This is a genomic window from Bradyrhizobium sp. AZCC 2289, from assembly GCF_036924615.1.
Classification (GTDB): Bacteria; Pseudomonadota; Alphaproteobacteria; order Rhizobiales; family Xanthobacteraceae; genus Bradyrhizobium.
In genome coordinates, this window is the sequence record NZ_JAZHRY010000001.1 from 1,021,777 (window position 1) to 1,044,294 (window position 22,518).

Here is a 22,518-nt window from a genome sequence, read left to right on the forward strand (position 1 = left end):
CGTAAACTTGATTGCTATGCGAACCGGTACCCACCCCGGATCAAGTCCGGGGCATGCTTGGCTCGAATACGCGATCTAACGTTCGCGAACCGGCGCCCACTCCAGCGCCCGCAGGCGTGCCCGCGCGACCTCGCCGCGCGTCATCTTGGTGGTTACGGCGTCGCGGATACGCGCGCGCGCCTCCCGCGCCCTGCGCGGAGCGCCCGCGGTCGAGAGATTGAGCCATTTGCTGGCTTCGACGATATCGCGCGGCACCCCCTGCCCCCTGTCATAGAGCAGGCCGAGCGAATATTGCGCGAGGCTGTCGCCCTGTTCCGCGGCCCGGCGGTACCACATCGCCGCTTCCGTCAAGTTCTGCGGAACGCCGCGGCCGGTTTCGAACAGGAAACCGAGATAGGCCTGGGCCGACGGCTGGCCGCGCTCGGCCAGCGGAATAAAGATTTGCGACGCCTGCTGATAATCCTGCCGATTGAAGGCGGATACGCCCTGCCGGAACGACTGGGCATGGGCGAGGCTGCCGGCTGAAAGCACGAGCATCGCCGCGGCGACCGCGACAAGAACAATCCTGACGACAGGGACCCGGTTCGCGAACGAGAGCCCCGGCGACATCGCAGGTTTCCTTTCCAAATGTTCGCCGCAGACACTATTCATCGCAAATCCCATCTCACCGACGCGCCGGCATGTTAATCACGCAAAGCGCGAAAAATCCATACCGCTGCCGGTCGCGCCATGGGCGAAAGCTCCGCAGACGGCACGATTAGGGAATATGTCGGCTGTTCGCGATAGGCGCGCGATGATATGTTCGCCAACCCGGCACTTGAGATCAGCGCATCAGGAAGCGCACGGACTGGAGGTTTGTGAAGTGGCGCAGCGAATTTCCGGCGCTTACCGACTGATTACGATACCATCGATCTATAAAGGGCTGATGTTTTCGCTCGGTGCGGATAATGCGATTACCCGATATGTCGACGAGGCCCTGCAACCAAAGGCAGGCATGAAGATATTAGACGTCGGCTGCGGGCCGGCAAATGTCCTCGCGTATCTTCCCGCGGTCGATTACACCGGCATCGATTTGAACGAGAAGCACATCGACTACGCGCGACGGCGGTACGGAGACCGTGGCCGCTTCATGGTCGGGAATGCCGCCGATGATTTGAAGCAGGAAGAAAAGACGTTCGATCTGATAAATGTCTCCGCATTGCTCCATCATCTCGATGACGACCAAGCTGTTTCACTTTTCACCTCGTTGAAGCGCCTCCTGAAAGCAGATGGAAGGATCGTCACGTTCGACAATGTTTGGCTACCCGGTCAGCGCGCCGCGGTCAGGCTTATCAATAAACTTGACTCCGGGATCAACATCAGAACTCCCGAAGGTTATCTGGGATTATTGAGCGGTCTGGGGTTCGACATTCAAACCCGTGTTTTTCACGATCTGCTCCGGATTCCATATGACCATTTCATCATGATTGCGCGCAACTCCTAGAAAATACGATCCAGGGCGGCAGGTTGGATTCGTGCAATCTCGGCCGCCGCTTCGGACGGGCCCGTCTTCCGCTATGCGGAAATCTATATTGCTTGCCCGACCACTATCCGGCTACCACCTGCCGGCCAGCGAACCCCTGCAAGCGTTATCCCAACTTCCGCACGCAGCACCTCGAGGAAAATCCGGTTAAGAGCAGGGTTCAACTTGAACTCGTAGATATCTTCGGTCGTTTTCTTTCCCCGGTTCTTCAGACGGCTAGCGGCCATAAGAGGCAGAAGCAACGCCGTGAACGACGACGAAAACAAAACCTCGAATCCGTTACGGCGAAGTTTCGTCTCCAGTTCCCCGCGCCTATAGCGGCGTTCATGATGCGCAACTTCGTCAGCGCGACTCCACAGCCACGGATGCTGCGGCACGGTGATGATCGTTCCGCCGCCGGTTTGCGTCGCCGCTCGCAGTCCGCGCAATACAGCCTCGTCGTCGGCAATATGTTCAATGACATCGAATGCGCCTGTGAGATCAAAGACGCCCGCAGCCGGGATATCCCGTGCGTCCATCTGCACGAACTCCACTGCGGATGGCAGACGTTTTCGCGCGTGAGCAAGTCCCGCTGGATGCAATTCAGAACCGACCAGCCGTTCCCAATGGCGCAATTCAGCGACGGCCCGCAATACGAAGCCGGTACCGCAGCCTATTTCCAAAAACGAGCGCGCATTCGGAAAGAACTTGTTTGCCAAGCCGGCAATCAGTCGGTTGCGTGAGACGAACCAGAAATGCTCGGCCTCCAGTTCGGCGAGTTCGTCGAACGCTTTTGGATCAAAGCCTGCGATCGTGTCGGCAAGCTCCGGTGCGAACATCGAAATACCCCCAGCTTGCTCGACAATGTGTCCGCAAACTGAACATCGCCAGCCGAGCGGCCAGACCGGCTGATTCTCGGCAACCGGCTCTAGCCCACGGCACACAAGACATCGCCGCACCGGCGCAGACTCGTCGCTCATTCCAGGCACAAACCACGCGTTGTCATTGGCCACATTCATGAGGACGGGTAATTTCCCATGACGTGACTATATCCACTGCCGACGGGAGTGGCCAGACATGCGCATTTACAGACGCAGTTGGGCCGGGTCGAGCGTCGCGATCTCAAACGCCCCATTCTACGCCAATGTTTCCGAGCCCAGGCAACAAAAAGAGGCTCCGGACGAATTGATCGTCGTCCGGAGCCCCCTGGCGGAAATATCAGTGCAACGCTGGAGGCCCGATCGGAGTCAGGGTGCCGTCAGTGCCGTTGCCATTTAGCTGGTTAGTCACAAAGGACAGCACTGTACCGCTTACTCCGGTTGAGTTGCCGGTGATCTCAGATTGACCGACTCGCACCTGATTCGTCCCCCCGACAGCCTGAATGCCGATAGGACTGTTCATCACCACAACGCGCGTGAGCATCGCCCAGGTTACCGGCGCTCCTGATGAGAGCGAGAACCCGGCCTGGGTGTTTGCGTTGAGTACGCTGTCGCGGACCGCAATGTTGAAGCTGCCACCAGCGGTTCCATCGGCGAAGATTCCAAAGGTATTCCGGTTGGCCACGAGCCTGTCGATTGTCCCTTCAACCGTAGCTGTCGGCTGAACTCCAATTCCTCCACCCGTCGTGCCGTTGCCATTGTCGAAGACCGTGGTGCGGGTCACAACAAACGAGGCGGTAGTGTTGGGCTTGACCAGGACTCCGAACCCGGTGAAGTGGCGAATGGAGCAGTCTTCAACATGAAGAAGATTGCCGGAATTGAACACGACGCCGCTAAGACCGGTGCCCAAGCCTTCGATATCAAGACCTTTTAGATAGAGATAATCGGTCGAAGCGCCCTGGAAGACGATACCGTTGGTGCCAGCCACCAGGACGCCAGCTGTTCCAATATCGCAAGAAATGGTCATCGACTTGGTAACGGTGACAGCTCCAAACCCGCCGGGATCCAGGCAGTTGATCTCTCCGGCCGCGGCCGTCTTCGAGATCGCGCCAGCGAACGTCTTGCACGGCGCAGTGCGGCTGCAGGGATTGGCGTCGTCGCCGACGCCGGAGACCCAGGTTCGGGTCGCTTGGGCGTGGGCCGGTGCCGACGCAAAAAACGGAACAAAACCAATAAGTAAAGTGAATAGTGCAATTCGACGCATTAGCGACCTCCCAAGGTTCTGCCGAGAGCACTTCTCGGCCATTTACAATAGTTTAGAAAAATTTCATTTCGCCCGGCGACGGCAATATTGCCGCACGCTTCAAAAAGCCCCGATCAAGCATCCCACCTTCCATATCCTATTTGCTTATTCTAGGCTTTTTAGGACGGCAGGTCCAAAAACACGGGGGGAAACCCGCGACAAACAACCTTCAATTGAGCGTGGACAAAATTCAAGCGGCACACCCGTTACGATATTACGTCGTTGTAATCCACCCAAGGTTCAACAGATTTCACCTCTTTAAGCGTGAGATGACCAGGAACAGGTTCGATTGCCGAGCAAGCCCTCCGGAGACGGACCATCCTTCGCGCAAGCCGAGCAAGGCTTCCGAATCGAATGTCCGGTCATTCCGTACCGGAATTCGGCCACAATACTGACTGGAATGCCAACCGGCACTGCGCTATCTGATTCATGCGAATTGCCCAATTTCTTTGCGCCAGATATTCTGAAATTACCTCGCGCCTCGCAGGCCCTCACGTACCTCAGACCCATGCACTTCGGAGCGCGATAAGATGACTGATTCGGGGGCAACGGCGAATACGGGCGACTCGACAGGCCGCGATCAACAAACGGGGGTTCCTTCACAGCCCACATTATCTTTTGTCGTCCCCGTCTATGGCTCGCCCGAAAGCCTCGAACCACTGTGCCGACGCGTGAAAGACACCTGCACCGGAATGGGCGCATCTTACGAATTGATCCTCGTCGACGATCGTTGCCCGAAAAACTCCTGGCAGACGATCGACAGTCTTGCGGCCAATGACCATGCGATAGTTGGCGTTCGTCTTTCGCGAAATTTTGGACAACATGCGGCAATTCAGGCAGGCCTGTCTCGGGTGCGAGGCGAATGGATTGTTGTGATGGATTGCGACTTGCAGGATCGCCCGGAAGAGGTCCCGCGGCTATGGGCCAAGGCGCTCGAAGGATTCGATGTCGTTCGCGCCAAACGCATCAATCGTAACGATCCCGGATATCGACGACTTTTATCCACCTCGTTTTACTGGCTTCTGAGCTATCTGACGGATACTTATCAGAGTCCTGAATTTTCCAATTTTGGAATTTATAGCCGGAAGGTTATCGACGTCCTCACGCAATGGCAGGAAGAAACGAAATATTTTCCCGCCATCGTGTCGTGGGTCGGGTTTTCACAATCGGTGCTTGCGGTTGAACAAGATCGACGCTTCAGCGGCCGCTCAAGCTACAGTTTCGCGAAGCTTGTAAAGCTGGGCTTGAATGTCATTGTCGGTTTTTCCGACAAACCATTGAAATTGGTCATGATCGCGGGATTCGCGATGGCGCTCCTGTCCTTCGGCATGACTCTGCTCATTCTCATTTCGCATTTGACGGGAATTCTTACAGTTGAGGGCTGGGCCAGCATCGCTCTGTCGCTGTGGTTCCTTGCGGGCTGCTTGCTGTTTGCTCTCGGCTTGACAGGCCTCTATGTCGGCCGGATTCTCGTCGAGGCAAAAGGACGGCCGAGCTTCATCGTCGATCGAGTGCTGATACACGTGAGTGCCGCACGCTCCGAAAATCGCGATTGCCCATCACCTGCTGATGGAACCCCCAAATAATGTTGCAGCCTGGAAGCATAGTTGTCTGTGGTGCCGGATTGAAGGGCGCAACATTCATTGAAGGTCTCCTTCAAAAAGGGATCAACATTGGTTCGATCGTTACGTATCCGCAACCGGATGATGAGGCCCAAAGTTTGGACCGATTGCGCAGCCTTGCACTACGGCTGTCGATCACGCTGACGGAGACCCGTCATCCCGTTCCACGGCCTGAAAGTCTTACTTTTTTGGTCGGCTGGCAGTATCTCCTTCCGGCGCCAACGGCATCGACCGTTGTATTCCACGACTCTCTTTTGCCCCGGTATCGCGGATTTGCACCGACAGTGACCGCCCTGATTAACGGCGACCGCGAGATTGGCGTGACTGCTCTTAGCCCGACCGGTTCGATAGACGAAGGGCCGATCATCGCTCAACGAGGGGTGCCGATATCGTACCCCATCAAGATCAAGACCGCGCTGGAGCTGCAGGCAGGTTTGATGGTTGAGATCGCCGCCGATATTATCGAGCAATGGCGAGCCGGCGAATTATCATCGACGCCGCAGCGGGAAGATAATGCGACGTTTAGCATTTGGCGCGATGATGCGGATTACGAAATTGAATGGTCAAAAAGCGCCGACGCAATCGAGCGCTTTGTGAACGCGGTCGGTCACCCCTACGCTGGTGCCCGCACCACGGTGAGCTCTGGGGAGACAATTCGAGTGCTTGACGTCACTGCGCTTCCCGACATGCTCTTTGAAATTCGAGAAGCCGGAAAGATCTGGAATTTGAATGGCAGCCACCCGATCGTAATTTGCGGCTCAGGAATGTTGCGAATCGATAGGTGCTGCCGTGAGGACGGATCGGAGTTCCATTTTGAGCGTCTTCGCGCGAGGCTCGGACCAAAGCGGTGGAATTTCGGCACGCATTGACGCGCCGTGGTGCCGAACCAGATTACGGCGACGACGAGGCCCTTTAGGCAAGATATCGGCCGGATTTGTTGTCAGAGGTACGTGCGCCTGATGACGCCCCGCGCACGTATGGAATTCGCTGCGATTAAACCGATGAGAGCAAGTTGTTAGGGTTTTTCGCCGGTGCGGGACGTTCGGGTGATCAACAAGACGACGTTCAGTGAACAATGAAAAGGCCCGAAAGGAGATCGGTGAAGTTGGCATTCGTGACGGCCTCGTGGCCGTGGTCGCTCGTTTCATGAGCGATATCCGCGAGCTGAAAATTCGTGTGCGGCAGACCGGTCTGGCCATCAGTCGAACTCGGCGTCGGCTGTATGGAGGAGAACAGCGCATCGAATTGTAACGTGCCTTTGCTGCCAATATTCCAAAGAGGATCAGCAGCGCCGCGAAAAAGAAATGAGTCGTTGCCGCCGGCTCCCGCGGTCGCATAGGCCGGCTGGGACGCAGTATTGCTCAGACCAGCACCTTGAGCAGTAACATCCGGCGAGGAGCTATTGCCTGGTGCCTGGTGCGTGGGAATCCCGATCACGCCGTCGCCGTTCAAGTCCTGATGGAAGCTGGTCTCAAGTGATTCCAGCGCCGAGCTGGTGCCCGAATAGACGCCATAAGAGAGGAAGTTACCGTTGCTGTCGGTATTCCAGATCGAAAACAGATTGGCGCCGGAGTTCTGCAAGGCCACCTCGTAGCCGGTGGCCGTCTGCTCTACGCCGACCGGCGTATAAGGAGCGAACTGCCCCGCGACAACGGCGGCGCCACCAAATTTCAGTTCGGGGCCGGTCCCGCTGCTTATGTTATCGAGATAATAACTATTGCCGACTTCGACTAGGCTGGTCGATCCGAGCGCCTCGATCACGGCAGCGGTGGCGGCGGGAATTCCTATCACGCCGTCGCCATTCAAATCCTGATGGAAGCTGGTCTCCAGCGATTCCAGCGCCGAGCTGGTGCCCGAATAGACAGTATAGGAGAGAAAGTTGCCGTTGCTGTCGGTGTTCCAGATCGAAAACAGATTGGCGCCGGAATTCACCAACGCGACCTCGTAGCCGCTCGACGTCTGCTCCACGGCGACCGGCGTATAGGGCGCGAATTGCCCCGCCGTCACGGCGGCGCCACCAAATTTCAGTTCGGGGCCGGTCCCGCTGCTGATGCTATCAAGGTAATAATTATTGCCGACTTCCGTCAGGCTGGTCGCTCCAGCCGCCTCGATCACCGTAGCGGGAATGCCGATCACCCCGTCGCCATTCAAATCCTGATGAAAGCTGGTCTCCAGCGATTCCAGCGCCGTGCTGCTGCCCGAATAGACGGTATAGGAGAGGAAGTTGCCGTTGCTGTCGGTATTCCAGATCGAAAACAGATTCGCGCCGGAGTTCTGCAAGGCGACCTCGTAGCCGCTGGCCGTCTGCTCCACGCCGACCGGCGTATAGGGAGCGAACTGCCCCGCGACAACGCCGGCGCCACCAAATTTCAGTTCGGGGCCGGTCCCGCTGCTTATGTTATCGAGATAATAATGATCGCCTAGTTGGACCAAGCTGGTCGATCCGAGCGCCTCGATCGTCACAGGCGTGGGAATGCCTATCACGCCGTCGCCATTCAAATCCTGATGGAAGCTGGTCTCCAGCGATTCCAGCGCCGTGCTGCTGCCCGAATAGACGGTATATGAGAGAAAGTTACCGTTGCTGTCGGTATTCCAGATCGAAAACAGATTCGCGCCGGAGTTCTGCAAGGCGACCTCGTAGCCGCTGGCCGTCTGCTCCACGCCGACCGGCGCATAAGGAGCGAACTGTCCCGCCAGGACCGGCGAACCGCCATATTTCAGTTCGGGGCCAGAGCCGGTGCTGATAGTATCAAGAAAATAATACGAGCCGGCCTGGACCAGGCTGGTCGATCCAAGCGCCTCGATGACTGTTGTAACGGGCGTTGACGTATGGAAGCCCAGGGCATCGAGCTGTTGTTTGTCGGCGGCCGTAAGACTCTGAAGCGTGCCGCCGTAATAATATTCATCAAACGGATCGTTCGCTCCCTGCACGCCGCTGTTGAGGAAATCGCTGGGATCGGAATTCTGGCCGTAGTCGGCCAATTTCGTGTTGCCGCCATCGACCGAGAAGTAGGCGGCCACGGCCGTGTTGTTGCCGTCGAACAGCCGCACGCCGGCACTGGTGAAACGATAAAAATCGAAAATATCGGGCGACGAACTGTAGGGCGAGCCATACGGCACGCGGCCCATCGCGTGGGTCAGTTCATGAAGGGCAACGCCGACCAGCAGGTTCGAACTGATGTCGGTCGCAAAGGTCGCGCTGCCGTCGTCGGTGCTGGTGTCGTTAGCGCCTAACAGCCCCCAAAGCTTCAGCTGCGCGTTCCAGACAGCGACATTGGATTGTCCCTGGATCGACGTTCCGGTCGGTAATGCGTTGAAGATCGCATCGCCCAGCGTCGCATGGTTGATCAGGTCGGACCTGACAGTTGAATAGCTTTCGTACAGGCCGTTATCGGGGCCGGCGGCGGCGCCGCCGCCGGTGCCGCTATAGTCGATCTTGATGTTGACGGTGATCCTGTCGGAGATCGCCGCGGTCAATAACGATGCCGCCTGCTGGATGCCCGCCCTAAAACTTGCCGGCGCAGCCATGGCTGCGGCATCGAATAACAGATTGATGATGATGCCACCCGTCGTCATGGAAACGACGGAGATCGAGCCGCTTTGAGCGCTCGAGGATGCGACCGCTTCGCTCGTCAGAGCGGGCGTCCCAGGAATCTCGACGGGGGAAGTCGAATCGGAAGTCGTGTCGGACGGGGAAACTCCAACGAAGTTGAACGAAGGCGAGAATGAGAAGCCCGCGTTTAATACGGCCTCACTCATCTTGAGACCGAAGTCAGAATTGTCCTGCAGTTCGGTTCCGAGCTTGGACTTCATCGCTTAGTCTTTGGTTCTCAACAAGAATTCCGGCCTGTTCGACCACGTTCGGGGAATAGTTTTCGGAGCCCCAAGTGTCGAAGGCGGTCATAGCGAGCGCAACGGTCCGTGCGTAGTATGACCCCTCCGGATGTCGATACAATGCTTTCTCCGTGTTAATTTGTGGTTTCGAATCACGGCGTAATTCGGCTCGATTTCCGACATCCGACCCGCAGCAAGGTGGCAGGCTCCTGCCACGTCTGGGCGGGGCGGCCTCCTCCCGCGCCCTCAACGGCCACACCGCTTCGAATCCTTTTGCGCCTGGTAGACCCCGCTCCATCGCGCCCCGCATACCCGCGATCGGCTATTGAATTTGAGGAAGATCTGGCCGATCAAAAGGCCGCTACTTCCCGCGTTACAGTCTGGAGTCCCTTGAATGGCTTTCCCGCGTGCCTCGCAAGCCCTGTCCCGCTTCACCGTGCTCGATCTCACCCGCGTCCGCTCCGGGCCGACTTGCGTACGGCAGCTTGCGGACTGGGGCGCCAACGTCATCAAGATCGATGCGCTGCTGGAGGACGCCGCCGGTGAGCAGCCGGGTGGACCGCGCCAGGGATCGGATTTCCAGAATTTGCACCGCAACAAGCGGGCGATGACGCTCAACCTTAAGGACCCGAAAGGCCTCGAGGTGTTCAAGCGCCTCGCCGAGAAGGCCGACGTCGTCGTCGAGAATTTCCGTCCCGACGTCAAAGCAAAACTCGGCATCGATTATGAGAGCCTACGCCAGATCAATCCGCGCATCGTCTATGGCAGCATCTCCGGCTTCGGGCAGGACGGCCCCTATCACAAGCGGCCAGGCTTCGATCAGATCGCGCAAGGCATGGGCGGGCTGATGTCGGTCACCGGTGCGCCGGGCGAAGGGCCGATGCGGGTCGGCATCCCCGTGGCCGATCTCACGGCCGGACTGTTCTGCGCCCTCGGCATTCTCACCGCGCTGTTGGAACGCGACGTCTCCGGCGAAGGCCAGTGGGTGCAGACCTCGCTGCTGCAGGCCCAGATCTTCATGCTGGATTTCCAGGCCTCGCGCTGGCTGATGGAAAAAGAGGTGGCAAAACAGGCCGGCAACAACCACCCGACCTCGATCCCGACCGGCGTCTTCAAGACCTCCGACGGCTACATCAACATTGCCACCACCGGTGGGCGGATCTGGGAGCGCTGCGCGCAGGCGATCGGCGCGCCCGAACTGCTCACCAATCCCGACTACGCCACCGCGCCGGCACGCTCGAAGAACCGCGACGCGCTGAATGCGGCGATCGGCAAGCTCACCGCGAAGAAATCCACCGAAACATGGGTGAGCGAACTCAATGCCGCCGGTGTGCCCTGCGGACCAATCTACGCCATCGATCAGATGTTCAAGGACGCGCAGGTCAAACATCTCGGCATCGCGCAGCATGTACCGAATGACGAGAACCGGCACATTCAACTGGTGGGCCAGCCGCTGACGCTGTCGCGCACGCCGAGCAAGATGGCCGCGCGCCCGCCGGAATTCGGCGAGCAGACCGAAGAAGTGCTGGCCGAATTCGGCTTCAGCAAGGACGAGATCGCGGGCTTGAGGCAGCGCAAGGTGGTGTGAGCGTTACGCCTTCACTTGCCGCAGCAGACGCGTGAAATCGCGAGAACGAAAACCCGGTAACCGGCACCTATGCCGAGGTCGTTGTTCCCGAGGTACTCGCGGCCGTGACCGGGTCTTGCGACAAATATCGGTCAAATCCGCAACTTGGCTTGGGCGGCTTGGTATCTAACGGCAAGATCGCGACGGTCGGGCTCGAAGCGGCCTGCCCTGCTCCAAGCCCTCTTGGCGCCACGCGCGAAGGTCTTCCCGTCTTCGCTGGTACATCTCGCGGCCTCGACCATGATGAGGCTTGAACGTGAAAAGGCTCCCATGAAGGCCGCCCGCACGTCGCCTTGCTGCAGGGGCGGCTGAGACGGGTCCGAGGTGACGGCCACACGGGCCGAGCACATGGCCTCGAAACAGTATCACGTTACCGCAATCCGAAATATGACAATTGGCTGACTGGCCGATTGCCGATACCACTCTGAAGCCCATCGGAACTAGTCGAAACCGACGAACCCGGACGCAATCATGTCGTTTGAGCATTACAAGGACAGCAGAGTACTCGTCACCGGCGGCGCTGGTTTCATCGGCTCCCATTTGTGTGAACGGCTGCTGGCCGAGGGTGCGGAAGTGGTGTCCGTTGACAACTACTTTACCGGCAGCCGCCGCAACATCGCCCATCTTCTGCACAACCCGCTATTCGAAGCGATGCGGCACGACGTGACCTTTCCGCTCTATGTCGAAGTCGATGCGATTTTCAACCTGGCCTGCCCGGCCTCCCCGATCCATTATCAGCGCGACCCGGTGCAAACCACCAAGACCAGCGTCCACGGCGCGATCAACATGCTGGGCCTCGCCAAGCGTCTCAAGATCCGGATCTTCCAGGCTTCGACCAGCGAGGTCTATGGCGATCCGTTGATCCACCCGCAGACAGAGGAATATTGGGGCAACGTCAATCCGGTCGGAATCCGTTCCTGCTATGATGAAGGCAAGCGCTGCGCCGAAACGCTGTTCTTCGACTATTGGCGCCAGCACGCGCTGCCGATCAAGGTGGCGCGCATCTTCAATACCTACGGCCCGCGGATGCAGCCCGACGACGGGCGCGTCGTTTCCTCCTTTATCGTGCAGGCGCTCAGGGGCGATCCAATCACCATTTTTGGCGATGGCGGGCAGACCCGGTCGTTTTGCTACATCGATGACCTGGTCGAGGCGATCAGCCGCCTGATGTTGACGGAAGATGCGTGCACCGGGCCTGTCAACCTCGGCAACAGTTCGGAGTTCACGATCTTGGAGCTGGCGGAGAAGGTCATCCGCTTCACCAACTCCAAAGCGAAATTGATATTCAAGCAGCTGCCGCAGGACGATCCGCGGCAGCGCCAACCCGATCTTTCCCGCGCCAAGGCGCTTCTGGGCTGGCAACCGAAGGTCACGCTCGACGACGGGCTGAAGGAGACGATCGCGTATTTCCAGCGCACATCGGGCCTCTCGTGACGTCACCTCTTGCGACGTGCCGCCTCAATACGCCTTGCCGGTCTAACTTACGGTCTTCGCCGGCCGCAATAGGCGCGTGAAGCCGCCAAAGGCCTTGTCGATCACCGGCCAGAACAACAGAACGATGGCGAGCGTGCTGATCGAACCCACGAGTCCGTTGGACCAGAACACTTTCATGTCGCCGCCGGAGCCGATCATCGACAGCCGGAACGCATCCTCGGCGCGGTTGCCGAGCACGAGCGCCAGCGTGAATGGCGCCAAGGGAATGCCGATCTTCTTGAAGACATAGCCGACGACGCCAAAACCCAGCATCAGCCAGATGTCGAACATCGCGTTCTGGATCGCATAGGCGCCGATCGCGCAGGACACGACGATCATCGGAGCTACCGCGGCAAACGGCACGCGCAGGATCGAGGCGAAGATCGGCACCGTGGTCAGCACCAGCACCAGGCCAACGACATTGCCGAGATACATCGAGGCGATCAGCCCCCAGACGAAATCCTTGTGCTCGACGAACAGCAGCGGCCCGGGATTGAGGCCCCACACCATCAGGCCGCCGAGCAGGATCGCCGCGGTTCCGGAGCCGGGAATGCCGAGCGCCAGCATCGGCAGCAGCGCCGCGGTGCCCGAGGCATGGGCGGCGGTCTCCGGCGCGAACACGCCCTCGATGCGGCCCTTGCCAAAACTGTCCGGGTCCTTGGAAAAACGCTTTGCCAGATTGTAGCCCATGAAGGAGGCCGCGATCGCGCCCCCCGGGGTGATCCCAAGCCAGCAACCGATGAAGGACGAACGCAGCAGCGTCACCCAGTATTTCGGCAAGTCCTTCCACACCGACAGCACCACGCGCAGGCTGATGGCGGCGGCGTGTCCGCGCAACGCGAGGCGCTCCTCCATCGTCAGCAGGATTTCGCTGATGCCGAACAGGCCGATGACGGCGACGAGGAAATTGATGCCGCGCAACAGGTCGGTGGACCCGAATGTCATGCGCAACTGGCCGGACACCGTGTCCATGCCGACGCCGGCCAGCAGCAGGCCCAGCGACATCGAGATCACGGTCTTGTGCTTGGCCTCGCGGCCGAGCCCGACAAAAGAGCAGAAGGTCAGCAGGTACACCGCGAAGAATTCGGGCGGCCCGAACTTCAGCGCAAAGGAGGAGATCATCGGCGCCAGGAACGTGATCAGGAGCACCGCTACCAGCGAGCCGATGAAGGACGAGGTGAAAGCCGCGGTGAGCGCTTCCGCCGCCTTGCCCTGTTGCGCCATCGGATAGCCGTCGAAGGTGGTCGCGACCGACCAGGCTTCGCCGGGGATGTTGAACAGGATCGAGGTGATGGCCCCGCCGAACAGCGCGCCCCAGTAAATGCAGGAGAGCATCACGATCGCCGAGGTCGGGTCCATGGTGAAGGTCAGCGGCAGCAGGATCGCGACCCCGTTGGGGCCGCCCAGCCCCGGCAGCACGCCGACAAAAATGCCGAGCACCAGCCCAACCATCATCAGCAGCAGCGTTTTCCATGTCAGCAGAACGGCAAAGCCGTGCATGAGCAGACCGAAGGCTTCCATGATGCGAGTCCTGTCGATCTATTTAATAGCCAAAGGCCGCTTCGAGCGGCCCCTTCGGCATGATGACGTCGAAGGCGATGTCGAAGGTCACGAACATCGCGGCGGTGAACACGAAGGCGGTCAGCAACGACTTCCACAGCGCGATCTTGCCGACCATTCGCATGAAGGCTGCGATCAAGAGGAAGCTCGCGACATAGAGGCCGAGAAATTGGGTCGCGAGGCAGAACAGCAGCGTCGGCACGAACACCGCCATGACACGGCGAAGTTGCGCGCGCGTAACGAAGGCCTCCGAGGCTTCCTTGCGCGACAGGAAGGCGGTGGCGAGGCCATAGAGGCTGGCGGCGCCGAGGATGACCGACAGATAGAATGGAAAATAGCCCGCCTGCGGGCCGGTCGAGTCCCAGGCGGCGCCGGTGCGCCAATTGTCCCATCCGAGCGTCAGCGCCAGCGCCAGCAGCAACAGCGACACCACGACATCGACGACGCCGGTGCTGGCCACCGCCGGCGAATCCGCCTCCGGCGCGGTCGGATCCTCGACGACAATTTCGATATCGGTATTGGACATGGATGAGATTGATCCGGCTGGCTACGCTGGCATACTGGATACAGTGCCGGCGTTGCCGGCGTCAATGCAGCCTTCAGCGTGTGCGAGCTCGCTCGGGAAACGCGCTTGCAAGTGCAGCACGCTCGGGCTTGAGCACGCCACGTTCGGTGATCAATCCGGTCACCAGCCGTGCCGGCGTTACGTCGAAACCATAATTGGCGATCGGCGAGCCCTCGGGAACCACGCGCACGGTTTCGATCCGTCCGTCGGCGGTGCGCCCGGTAAGGTGCGTTACTTCGCTGGCCGCGCGCTGCTCGATCGGGATCCGTGCGCCATCGTCGATACTAAAGTCGATGGTTGGCGACGGCAGCGCGATGTAGAACGGCACGCCGTTGTCGTGGGCGGCGAGCGCCTTCAGGTAGGTCCCGATCTTGTTGCAAACGTCGCCATTGGCTGCGACCCGGTCGGTTCCGACGATGGCGAGATCGACCATCCGGTGTTGCATCAGATGGCCGCCGGTATTGTCGGGGATCACCGTGTGCGGCACCCCGTGATGGCCAAGCTCCCACGCGGTCAGCGAAGCGCCCTGATTGCGGGGTCTTGTTTCATCAACCCAGACATGAACGGCGAGGCTGCGATCCTGCGCCAAATAAATCGGCGCCGTCGCCGTTCCCCAATCCACCGTCGCGAGCCAGCCGGCGTTGCAATGCGTCAATATATTGACGGGTTCGCCGGGCTTTTTGGTCGCGGCAATCGCCTCGATCAGCGCCAGACCATGCCGGCCAATTTCGTGGTTGATCGCCACATCCTCTTCGGCAATCGAAGCGGCGCGCTGATAGGCGGCCTCGATACGGGCCGAAGGCGCCAGCGGCCGAAGCGTCCGCTGCATCTCCTCGAGTGCCCATTTCAAATTGATCGCGGTCGGCCGCGTGGCGATCAGCATTTCATAGGCCCGATCGAGCGCCGCATCGGAAGCATCGGCGCGCATGGCCAGCGCGACGCCATAGGCGGCGGTGGCGCCGATCAGCGGCGCACCGCGCACCAGCATGGAGCGGATCGCCTCGCCCGCGTCATCGGCGCTGGTCCACCGCGCGACAACAAATTCATGCGGCAGCCGCCGCTGGTCGATCGCGCCGACCGACCAGCCGTCGGGCTCGAGCCAGATACTGCGGAAATGCCGACCATCGACCTTCATGTCCTACGCCCTTCGCGTCGCGCGCCTGCTAGAAGACATTTTCACGACCGCAACACCCGTCCCGCCACCGCATCGAGCTTCTGCAACAGCGCGGGATCGCGAGCCTCAGGCGCCGTGATCAGCGCGGTGTCGAGCGCCCGGTCCGAACCCACCGGGCATGGCTCATGCTGGCGCGGAAAATCCCGCGCCAGCCGCGCAACCAGACCTTTCGCCCTCTCAGCATTCGAGTTCAGCACGCGAATGATGTCCTGCACCGTTACCGCGTCATGATCGGGATGCCAGCAATCGAAATCGGTGACCATCGCCACGCTGGCGTAGCAGATCTCCGCCTCGCGGGCGAGCTTGGCCTCCGGCATGTTGGTCATGCCGATCACCGAAAACCCTTGCGCCTTGTAGGTCAGGCTCTCGGCGAGGCTCGAGAACTGCGGACCCTCCATGCAGACATAGGTGCCGCCATGCACGGCCGCGATGCCCTCGGCTTTCGCGGCCGCCGCCAGATGCGCCAGCAATCGCGGCGACACCGGATGCGCCATCGAGACATGGGCAACGCAGCCCTTGCCGAAGAACGAACTCTCGCGCTTGTACGTCCGGTCGACAAACTGATCGACGAGCACGAACGCGCCGGGCGGCAGTTCCTCCCTGAACGATCCGCAGGCCGACAGCGAAATCAGGTCGGTGACCCCTACCCGTTTCAGCACGTCGATGTTGGCGCGGTAGTTGATGTCGGAAGGCGACAGCACGTGCCCCTTGCCGTGCCGCGGCAAAAACACGATCGGCAGGCCGGCGATGGTGCCACGCCGGACCGGCGCGGAAGGTTCACCCCAAGGGCTTTCAATCGTCTCGTCGCGGACGTTTTCCAGCCCCGGCAGGTCGTAGACGCCGGATCCGCCGATAATGCCAAGCACGGCATTCGTCATGATTTCTCCCAGAATTTTTCAACGGCAGACGGCTGCTCCAGCCCGCCCCCAAAGCATCCAGATGTTCGACTATACTGCGACACAATAATCAACCATTGTTCTCGGCCTGCAAAGGGCTTGTGATTGAATGGCATTGCGCCGTCAGGCTTCGGAGAAAATTGATGCTAGCCGCAAATGACCGGGAAAGGCGCCAATCCATCATCGATGCATGTCTGCGCATGAACGCGCTCGGCATCAATCAGGGCACATCAGGCAATATCAGCCTGCGCCACGAGGCCGGCATGCTGATCACGCCGACCAGCGTGCCCTACGAGACGATGCAGCCCGAGCAGATCGTCTACATGGGCCTCGACGGCTCATTCGATCCCGCCCAGCGTCCGTCGAGCGAGTGGCGTTTTCACCTCGATATCCTCAAGGCCCGGCCGGAAGTGAACGCCGTGGTTCATGCCCATCCGCCCTATTCGACGATCCTGGCCATCATGGGGCTGGAGATTCCACCGATCCACTACATGATCGCCGTTGCCGGCGGCGATACGATCCGCTGCGCGCCCTACGCGACCTTCGGCACGCAGGAACTTTCGCAATATGCCGTCCGCGCGCTTGAGGGCCGGCTGGCCTGCCTGCTGGAACATCACGGCATGATTGCGATCGGGCCGTCGCTCTCGAAAGCGATGTGGATTGCCGTCGAGGTGGAGACGCTGGCGCGGCAATATCATGGCTGCCTTCAAATCGGCAAACCACGACTGCTGTCGAAAAAGGAAATCAAGAATGTTCTCGGCCGGATCGCCGGGTACGGCCCGGCCGGGAAATAGGTGGCTTGCGGAGAAACTATTTCGCGACAAAGCCTGCTTCGTTCATCAGCGAGACATTCAACTTGTCGTCCTCCTCGAGGAACTTGACCATGTCCTTGCCGGTGAGGAAGATCGGCTTCAACGCCTGCTTCTCCATATAGTCCTTGTACTCGGCCGTTTGCGTCACCTTCTGGAACAGGTCGACATAGAACGCCTGCTGCTCCGGTGTCACCTTGCCGGGCAGGAACATCGCGCGCAGCATCAGATACTGCACATCGAGCCCCTCTTCCTTGCAGGTCGGAATATCGTGCCACGACTGGGTGTCGGTCACCTTGGCCGTGTAGGAAATGCGCTCCTTGTCAAACACGCAGAGCGCGCGAACCTGACCGGCGCGCCAGACCTCGAGATTTTCGGATGGGTTGTTGACGTTGGATTCGGTGTGGTTGCCGACCAGTTGCGTCGCGGCCTCGCCGCCGGATTTGTAGGGCAGATAGGAGAATTTCGCGCCGGTCTTCTGCTCCATGAACACGGTGAGCACGTGATCCTCGCGCTTCGAACCGGTGCCGCCCATCTTGAACGGCGAGCTTGCCGCCTTGGCGGCTTCGATGAATTCCTTCACGGTCTTCGGCCCGGCGGCATTGTCCCACAATACGAACTGATCCAGCGCGATCACCGACACCGGCGTCAGTTCGCGCCAGTTGAACGGAATTTTTGCCGACAGCGGCAGCATATAGATCAACGAGTAGGCGATCAGGATCTTGTTGGCGTCGCCGTCGCTGGACTTCATGTACATCAGCGCCTCGGCGCCTGACGCTCCGCCCTTGAGCGACACCACCATCGGCTGCTTCATCAGATTGTTCTTCTGGATCGCGGCCTGCATCATGCGCGCCATCTGGTCGGAGGCGCCGCCGGCGCCCGCCGCGACGACGATTTCAACCGGCTTGGTCGGCTCCCAGGCGGCAAACGCCGGCGCGCTGACGATCATGGCCGCCAAAGCGGCCGTGGCTTTTAGAAACTGTCCCACGTGTTTCTTCCCTATGTTCTTGTTCTGCTTGGCAAAATCCGAAACTGGCCTGCTGCGCCATTGTGCGTGGGAACGGACGCCAGTTCAAGCTGAACCGCACCGGTGCCGCTTATGCTTTCGCATGAGACCAAGATCGCCCACCCTGGTCGGCTGGTTTTCGGCATCCGCAAAAAAGCGCGGGCTCATCGCGGGCCCGCGCTGTTATTCGATGTCAGCCGCTATCGCCCGCTCACACGATCAGCAGATCGTGCGGATTGAGGGTCACGCCAGACTGGACCGTTGCCACCGCAATCGCCGACGCCGTGGACCCGTCAGCGCTGAAGTAGAGCGTCTGGTTTCCGGTATCGAAGTGGAATTCGGGACCGAAGCCGGAGAACTGGTTGTCGGCCGAGGTCTCGAAGAGCGGCGTTACGTCCATGCCTGCGACCAAGCCTCCACCGAATCCGTTCGCGGAGATCGCGATATGGTCGTGCTCGGTGGTGTTGTTGAAATCGGTGATGATACCTGGACCGTCCGTGGTCTGCAGGAAGGCGAAGGTATCGTTGCCGCTGCCGCCGGTCATCGTATGGCTGCCGGAATTGCCGATCAGGATGTCATTGCCGCCGCCGCCGTCGAGCGTCTCGGTGCCATTGGTGGCGATGATGATATCGTCACCGCTGGTACCGGTCAGCGTCGTGGCCGATGCGGCGTTGTTAATGACGGTCGCGGTCGCGGCATTGCCGCTGGTCGCAATGCCATCCGTGGTCGTGTAGGTGAACGATCCCCCCGGCGTCGCGTCGTCGATGAAGAAGACGTCGCCAAACGGCACAGCGGTGCCGCCGGTGCTCGAAACGATGTTGTTGACGGACAGATGGTCCGTCGTATCCGGATCGGTGTCGTTCGCCGCCAGCGTCCAGGTGGGAATGTCGACGGTACCGCTCGCGCCCGCATCGGTCACGACGTTCTCACTCACCGCGGTCGGCGCATCGTTGGTGCCGTTGAGGGTGACGGTGACATCCTGCATCGTCGATCCGCCGTGCGCGTCGGTCACCGAAACCAGATAGTCCTGGGTCAGGGTCTGGCCTTGGGCAAGGAACTGGATGTCCGAATTATCGACCGTGAAATGCCAGCCGACCGAGCCGGTGCCCGACGCCTCAGTGACCGGATCGAGCGAGAACGTTCCAACGTAGCCGTTGCCGAGCGGGGTAAAAGCTGCCGTGTGCGTATCCGCGGTTTCGACGTCGGAGAACGAAATCGTTCCTGACGTCGACTCGGTCGCCGGTCCCGTCGCCGGATTGACGGCAACGGCGTCCAGGACCATGCCATCGGTATCGTCGGTATAGGTAAAACTCAGCGACGTACTCGACAGAATTGCATTGCTGACGACGTCGAATGCGTAGTGGTTGACGCCGGCCGGCACATTGCTGAGCGACAGCAGTGTCGCGCCGTTCCACGTAACGGACAGCGGACTGTTGATGGATTCTGCATCGCCGATGATGTCGAAGCTCACGAAGTAGTGCTGACCGGGCGTGGTCGCGATTTCCTGGGACAGTGTTTCGGGAATATTGGTCGGCGCCAATTGTGCCGAGAAGTGACCGAAGGCCCCGCCGAATTCCATTTGCTCGACATGAATGTGCGAACCGCTGGCGGTCCAGCCGGTGAGATCGCCAGTCTCGAAATCGCCGTTGACGATGGCCGCCGGACCGGCGTCCTCCGTAACCGACCCGCTGGCATTCGCCCCGGTGATGATGGGATTGTCGTTTGCCCCGGCGATGTCGAATGTCAGCGTGGTCGTGGCCTGATGACCTTGGCCGTCGTCGACAGTAAACGTGAATTGGTCCGTGGCATTGTCGCCGACCTGCAGCGCATCGACCGCGGAGTTCGCGATGTATGAGTAAGATCCCTGCGCGTCGAGAAACAGCGAGCCGTAGGTGCCGGCAACCGGGTTGCCCACATTAGCTGCACTTCCATTTACTTCGGTGATCATGCGCGGCGTACTCAAATCAATGGGATCTGAGACGTCGGAAATCAATCCACTGGCGATGACGATGCCGGCATCCGTGAAAGGTGTGTCCGCGGCACCCACGTCGACCGGGGTCACGACGAGTGGGTCCGACGCGCCATCGATGGTTACGGTAACCGTCTGGGTCGAACTGGTCGATCCATCCATAACCGTGACGTCATAGGTCACCGTCAAGGTCTCACCGACGCTGAGAAAATCCAGATCGCGGTCCGGAACGCTGAATGTCCAGTCTATGCCCCCGGTGCCGGTTCCAGTCGAGTCGTGCAGCATAGTTGTCAATGCTGTTTGCAGGTCGGCTAGTGTGCCGCCCGGCACGACGCTCGGATTCGCCGACCAGACCGCCGAACCGAATGTGACCGCGACCGAGTGGCTGTCGCTCAGATCGACATCGGTGAAGTTCAGCGTCCCCGTTGGCACCGGGCTCGTGGTGTCCAGGGAAGCCGATCCGGTGACGCCGGGCTGCTCGGCGAGCGACGCCAATTCCGGCCCGCTGGTGATGACAGGCGCGTCATTGGCACCCGTGATGACCACCGATACCGTCTGGATCGCGCTGGTCGAGGCATCGCTGACCTTGACGTTGTAAGTCAGCGTCGTCGTCTCGCCGGCTGCGAGATAGTCAAGATCGTGGTCGGCAATCGCAAAGTTCCAGTCCACGCTGCCGGTCCCGGTACCGGTGGAGTCGTGCAAGGTCGTCGTGAGCGCGGCGGCAAGATCAGCCTGCGTCGCCGCCGGGACGGCTACGCCTGTCGTCGACGCCAGCGTCACCGCGACAGCGTGGATATCGCCGGTGTCGGCATCGGTGAAAGCAAGCGTTCCGGCCGGCACGGTCGGCGTGGTGTCGACCGTCGCTGAGCCGGTGGTGTCGGCGAGTTCCGATACCGTCGATGATTCCGGACCACTGGCGATGACCACCGGATGGTTGGTGCCGAGGATCGTGATCGTGACGTCCTGCACGGCCGATGCGCCTGACGAATCGACAACGGTGACGTGATAGGTGGCCGTCAACGTCTGGCCGCCACCGAGAGCGCCCGCCATGGCATTTTGCATGGCGAAGTTCCAGTCGACCTCACCGAGCACATGGCCGGTCGAATCCTCGAGCGATGTCGTGAAAGCGGCGAGCAGCGCGGCGTCCGAGATCGGGACCGGGCCGCCGCCCGAAACTGTGGCCGAGACGGTGGTCGACACCGAGTGCGTGTCGGACAGATCGACATCGCTGAAAAACAAATCGCCATGGGAGGTGAGATTGCCGGAAGGATTGACGTTTTGACCTTCGACCAGGTGCGCGGCTTCCGGCCCACTCAGATAGATCGGCTTGTCATTGGTGCCGATCACGGTGACCATCACGTTCTGCGTGGTGACGCCGCCCGCGTGGTCGTCGAGCTGCACGGTATAGGTGATGTTGAGGTGTTGGCCGGCCGCCAGATAATCGAAGGCGAGATCGGGCGCAGAAAACGTCGTGTTGATGGTGCCGCTGCTCGAGCCCGACGCCTTCACGACACTGTCGACGTTGAAGAACGCCATCAACTCGGCGGTTCCCAATCCGCCGGGCAGCATTCCGGTCGTTACCCCCGACGCGGACGCGGTGATCACGGTCGCGGTGTGCCCGGTGTTGGTCAGATCGTCGTCGGTGAAATTCAGCGCGAGATGCGTCGTGTCCGGCGACAGCGACAGCGTCCGATTGGCCTGCTCGGTGACTGTCGCGACCGGCGCCACGTTGATGACAGGCGTGTCGTCGGTACCCGTGACGGTGACCTTCACGGTCTGCGTGGTCGTGCCGCCATGGTTGTCGGAAACCGTGATGTCGTAGGTCAGGACCAGCGTCTGGTTCTTGGACAGGAAATCAAAGTCGTCGTCGGCGTCGCTGAAACTCCATGTCAGCTTGCCTGACCCGTTGCTGTCACTGGTGATATGCGACGTCATCGCGGCCTGGAAATGTGCCAGCGATGCAGCGGGGATCACGGATCCGCTCGACAACACCGCCGAATGCAGCGTTGCGGACGTGGTGTGCGTATCGCTGTGATCGGCGTCGGTAAAATTCATCGCGCCGGATAATTGATGCAGCGCGTTCGAATCCGTGGTGTTCGCGGTTTCGGTGAAGCTGCCCGTTGCGGATGAGGACGTGAAAACCGGAGTATGATTGGTCATAGGAAACCCCTGCCTGCGTTTGCCACACGAGCGCCGCCGCGCTGAGCTACAGCGACGCGATTATCAATTTTGGCGTATTCGCAAGCCGCGGTCGGCGTCAGGATAGGTGAACGGCAATAAGGGCCGGCGCGGTCGCGTTGT

General features: G+C 60.1%; 16 protein-coding genes. 6 read left to right on the top strand and 10 right to left on the bottom strand.

Annotated features, from left to right (window positions below; translation table 11 throughout):
* Positions 1 to 75 precede the first annotated feature (75 nt).
* Entirely contained in the window at positions 76 to 609 is a 534-nt protein-coding gene (locus V1289_RS05145) for a tetratricopeptide repeat protein (protein ID WP_334395926.1), read from the bottom strand.
* A 253-nt stretch (positions 610 to 862) separates the two neighbouring features.
* Between V1289_RS05145 and V1289_RS05150 the strand changes: the two genes are divergently transcribed.
* Complete coding sequence (locus tag V1289_RS05150; RefSeq protein WP_334395927.1) at positions 863 to 1,483, top strand: class I SAM-dependent methyltransferase; 621 nt, start codon at positions 863 to 865, stop codon at positions 1,481 to 1,483.
* An 83-nt stretch (positions 1,484 to 1,566) separates the two neighbouring features.
* Here V1289_RS05150 and V1289_RS05155 read toward each other — a convergent pair whose 3' ends face one another.
* Together V1289_RS05155 and V1289_RS05160 are read right to left on the bottom strand one after the other, a co-directional pair.
* Positions 1,567 to 2,520: a class I SAM-dependent methyltransferase gene (locus V1289_RS05155; protein ID WP_334395928.1), complete on the bottom strand. Its 954-nt coding sequence runs from the start codon at positions 2,518 to 2,520 to the stop codon at positions 1,567 to 1,569.
* A 199-nt stretch (positions 2,521 to 2,719) separates the two neighbouring features.
* The gene (locus V1289_RS05160; protein ID WP_334395929.1) at positions 2,720 to 3,643 is read right to left on the bottom strand and encodes a right-handed parallel beta-helix repeat-containing protein; all 924 of its coding nucleotides are present in this window, start codon (positions 3,641 to 3,643) and stop codon (positions 2,720 to 2,722) included.
* 569 nt (positions 3,644 to 4,212) lie between these two features.
* Here V1289_RS05160 and V1289_RS05165 point away from each other — a divergent pair.
* Positions 4,213 to 5,268 (top strand): glycosyltransferase family 2 protein, encoded by a 1,056-nt coding sequence (locus V1289_RS05165; RefSeq protein WP_334395930.1) that lies wholly within the window; start codon positions 4,213 to 4,215, stop codon positions 5,266 to 5,268.
* Positions 5,268 to 6,173, top strand: coding sequence for a methionyl-tRNA formyltransferase (locus tag V1289_RS05170; RefSeq protein WP_334395931.1), 906 nt, complete (start codon positions 5,268 to 5,270; stop codon positions 6,171 to 6,173). The genes V1289_RS05165 and V1289_RS05170 overlap by 1 nt, the downstream gene beginning before the upstream one ends.
* Before the next feature lie 196 nt (positions 6,174 to 6,369).
* Here the strand turns inward: V1289_RS05170 and V1289_RS05175 are convergent, their stop codons facing one another.
* Positions 6,370 to 9,117, bottom strand: a complete 2,748-nt coding sequence (locus V1289_RS05175) for an NF038122 family metalloprotease (protein ID WP_334395932.1) — start codon at positions 9,115 to 9,117, stop codon at positions 6,370 to 6,372.
* Between the two features lie 415 nt (positions 9,118 to 9,532).
* Here V1289_RS05175 and V1289_RS05180 point away from each other — a divergent pair, with 415 nt between their 5' ends.
* Together V1289_RS05180 and V1289_RS05185 are read left to right on the top strand one after the other, a co-directional pair.
* A complete protein-coding gene (locus V1289_RS05180) occupies positions 9,533 to 10,726 on the top strand; it encodes a CaiB/BaiF CoA transferase family protein (RefSeq protein WP_334395933.1) in 1,194 nt (397 codons plus the stop codon).
* Between the two features lie 510 nt (positions 10,727 to 11,236).
* On the top strand, positions 11,237 to 12,199 hold the full coding sequence (locus tag V1289_RS05185) for a UDP-glucuronic acid decarboxylase family protein (protein ID WP_334395934.1): 963 nt from the start codon (positions 11,237 to 11,239) through the stop codon (positions 12,197 to 12,199).
* Positions 12,200 to 12,241: 42 nt separating this feature from the next.
* Here the strand turns inward: V1289_RS05185 and V1289_RS05190 are convergent, their stop codons facing one another.
* From V1289_RS05190 to V1289_RS05205, 4 genes are all read right to left on the bottom strand, one after another.
* Positions 12,242 to 13,759 carry a tripartite tricarboxylate transporter permease gene (locus V1289_RS05190; protein WP_334395935.1) on the bottom strand — a complete coding sequence of 506 codons (1,518 nt, stop codon included), beginning with the start codon at positions 13,757 to 13,759 and terminating at the stop codon, positions 12,242 to 12,244.
* A gap of 22 nt (positions 13,760 to 13,781) precedes the next feature.
* Positions 13,782 to 14,324 carry a tripartite tricarboxylate transporter TctB family protein gene (locus V1289_RS05195; protein WP_334395936.1) on the bottom strand — a complete coding sequence of 181 codons (543 nt, stop codon included), beginning with the start codon at positions 14,322 to 14,324 and terminating at the stop codon, positions 13,782 to 13,784.
* A 73-nt stretch (positions 14,325 to 14,397) separates the two neighbouring features.
* On the bottom strand, positions 14,398 to 15,498 hold the full coding sequence (gene mtnA / locus V1289_RS05200; protein ID WP_334395937.1) for an S-methyl-5-thioribose-1-phosphate isomerase: 1,101 nt from the start codon (positions 15,496 to 15,498) through the stop codon (positions 14,398 to 14,400).
* A 41-nt stretch (positions 15,499 to 15,539) separates the two neighbouring features.
* Complete coding sequence (locus V1289_RS05205) at positions 15,540 to 16,415, bottom strand: S-methyl-5'-thioadenosine phosphorylase (protein ID WP_334395938.1); 876 nt, start codon at positions 16,413 to 16,415, stop codon at positions 15,540 to 15,542.
* Between the two features lie 158 nt (positions 16,416 to 16,573).
* On the opposite strand from V1289_RS05205, the gene V1289_RS05210 reads away from it, so the two are divergent.
* Positions 16,574 to 17,227: a class II aldolase/adducin family protein gene (locus V1289_RS05210; RefSeq protein ID WP_442895947.1), complete on the top strand. Its 654-nt coding sequence runs from the start codon at positions 16,574 to 16,576 to the stop codon at positions 17,225 to 17,227.
* Between the two features lie 16 nt (positions 17,228 to 17,243).
* Here V1289_RS05210 and V1289_RS05215 read toward each other — a convergent pair whose 3' ends face one another.
* Complete coding sequence (locus tag V1289_RS05215) at positions 17,244 to 18,191, bottom strand: Bug family tripartite tricarboxylate transporter substrate binding protein (protein WP_334407281.1); 948 nt, start codon at positions 18,189 to 18,191, stop codon at positions 17,244 to 17,246.
* Positions 18,192 to 18,459: 268 nt separating this feature from the next.
* Positions 18,460 to 22,377: a beta strand repeat-containing protein gene (locus V1289_RS05220; protein ID WP_334395940.1), complete on the bottom strand. Its 3,918-nt coding sequence runs from the start codon at positions 22,375 to 22,377 to the stop codon at positions 18,460 to 18,462.
* Between the last annotated feature and the right edge of the window lie 141 nt (positions 22,378 to 22,518).

Bases quoted from the DNA above. Each gene is read 5' to 3' on its own strand.
- V1289_RS05145 (WP_334395926.1), bottom strand. From the start codon at position 609: ATGTCGCCGGGGCTCTCGTTCGCGAACCGGGTCCCTGTCGTCAGGATT.
- V1289_RS05155 (WP_334395928.1), bottom strand. From the start codon at position 2,520: ATGAATGTGGCCAATGACAACGCGTGGTTTGTGCCTGGAATGAGCGAC.
- V1289_RS05160 (WP_334395929.1), bottom strand. From the start codon at position 3,643: ATGCGTCGAATTGCACTATTCACTTTACTTATTGGTTTTGTTCCGTTT.
- V1289_RS05165 (WP_334395930.1), top strand. From the start codon at position 4,213: ATGACTGATTCGGGGGCAACGGCGAATACGGGCGACTCGACAGGCCGC.
- V1289_RS05170 (WP_334395931.1), top strand. From the start codon at position 5,268: ATGTTGCAGCCTGGAAGCATAGTTGTCTGTGGTGCCGGATTGAAGGGC.
- V1289_RS05175 (WP_334395932.1), bottom strand. From the start codon at position 9,117: ATGAAGTCCAAGCTCGGAACCGAACTGCAGGACAATTCTGACTTCGGT.
- V1289_RS05180 (WP_334395933.1), top strand. From the start codon at position 9,533: ATGGCTTTCCCGCGTGCCTCGCAAGCCCTGTCCCGCTTCACCGTGCTC.
- V1289_RS05185 (WP_334395934.1), top strand. From the start codon at position 11,237: ATGTCGTTTGAGCATTACAAGGACAGCAGAGTACTCGTCACCGGCGGC.
- V1289_RS05190 (WP_334395935.1), bottom strand. From the start codon at position 13,759: ATGGAAGCCTTCGGTCTGCTCATGCACGGCTTTGCCGTTCTGCTGACA.
- V1289_RS05195 (WP_334395936.1), bottom strand. From the start codon at position 14,324: ATGTCCAATACCGATATCGAAATTGTCGTCGAGGATCCGACCGCGCCG.
- mtnA (WP_334395937.1), bottom strand. From the start codon at position 15,498: ATGAAGGTCGATGGTCGGCATTTCCGCAGTATCTGGCTCGAGCCCGAC.
- V1289_RS05205 (WP_334395938.1), bottom strand. From the start codon at position 16,415: ATGACGAATGCCGTGCTTGGCATTATCGGCGGATCCGGCGTCTACGAC.
- V1289_RS05215 (WP_334407281.1), bottom strand. From the start codon at position 18,191: ATGATCGTCAGCGCGCCGGCGTTTGCCGCCTGGGAGCCGACCAAGCCG.
- V1289_RS05220 (WP_334395940.1), bottom strand. From the start codon at position 22,377: ATGACCAATCATACTCCGGTTTTCACGTCCTCATCCGCAACGGGCAGC.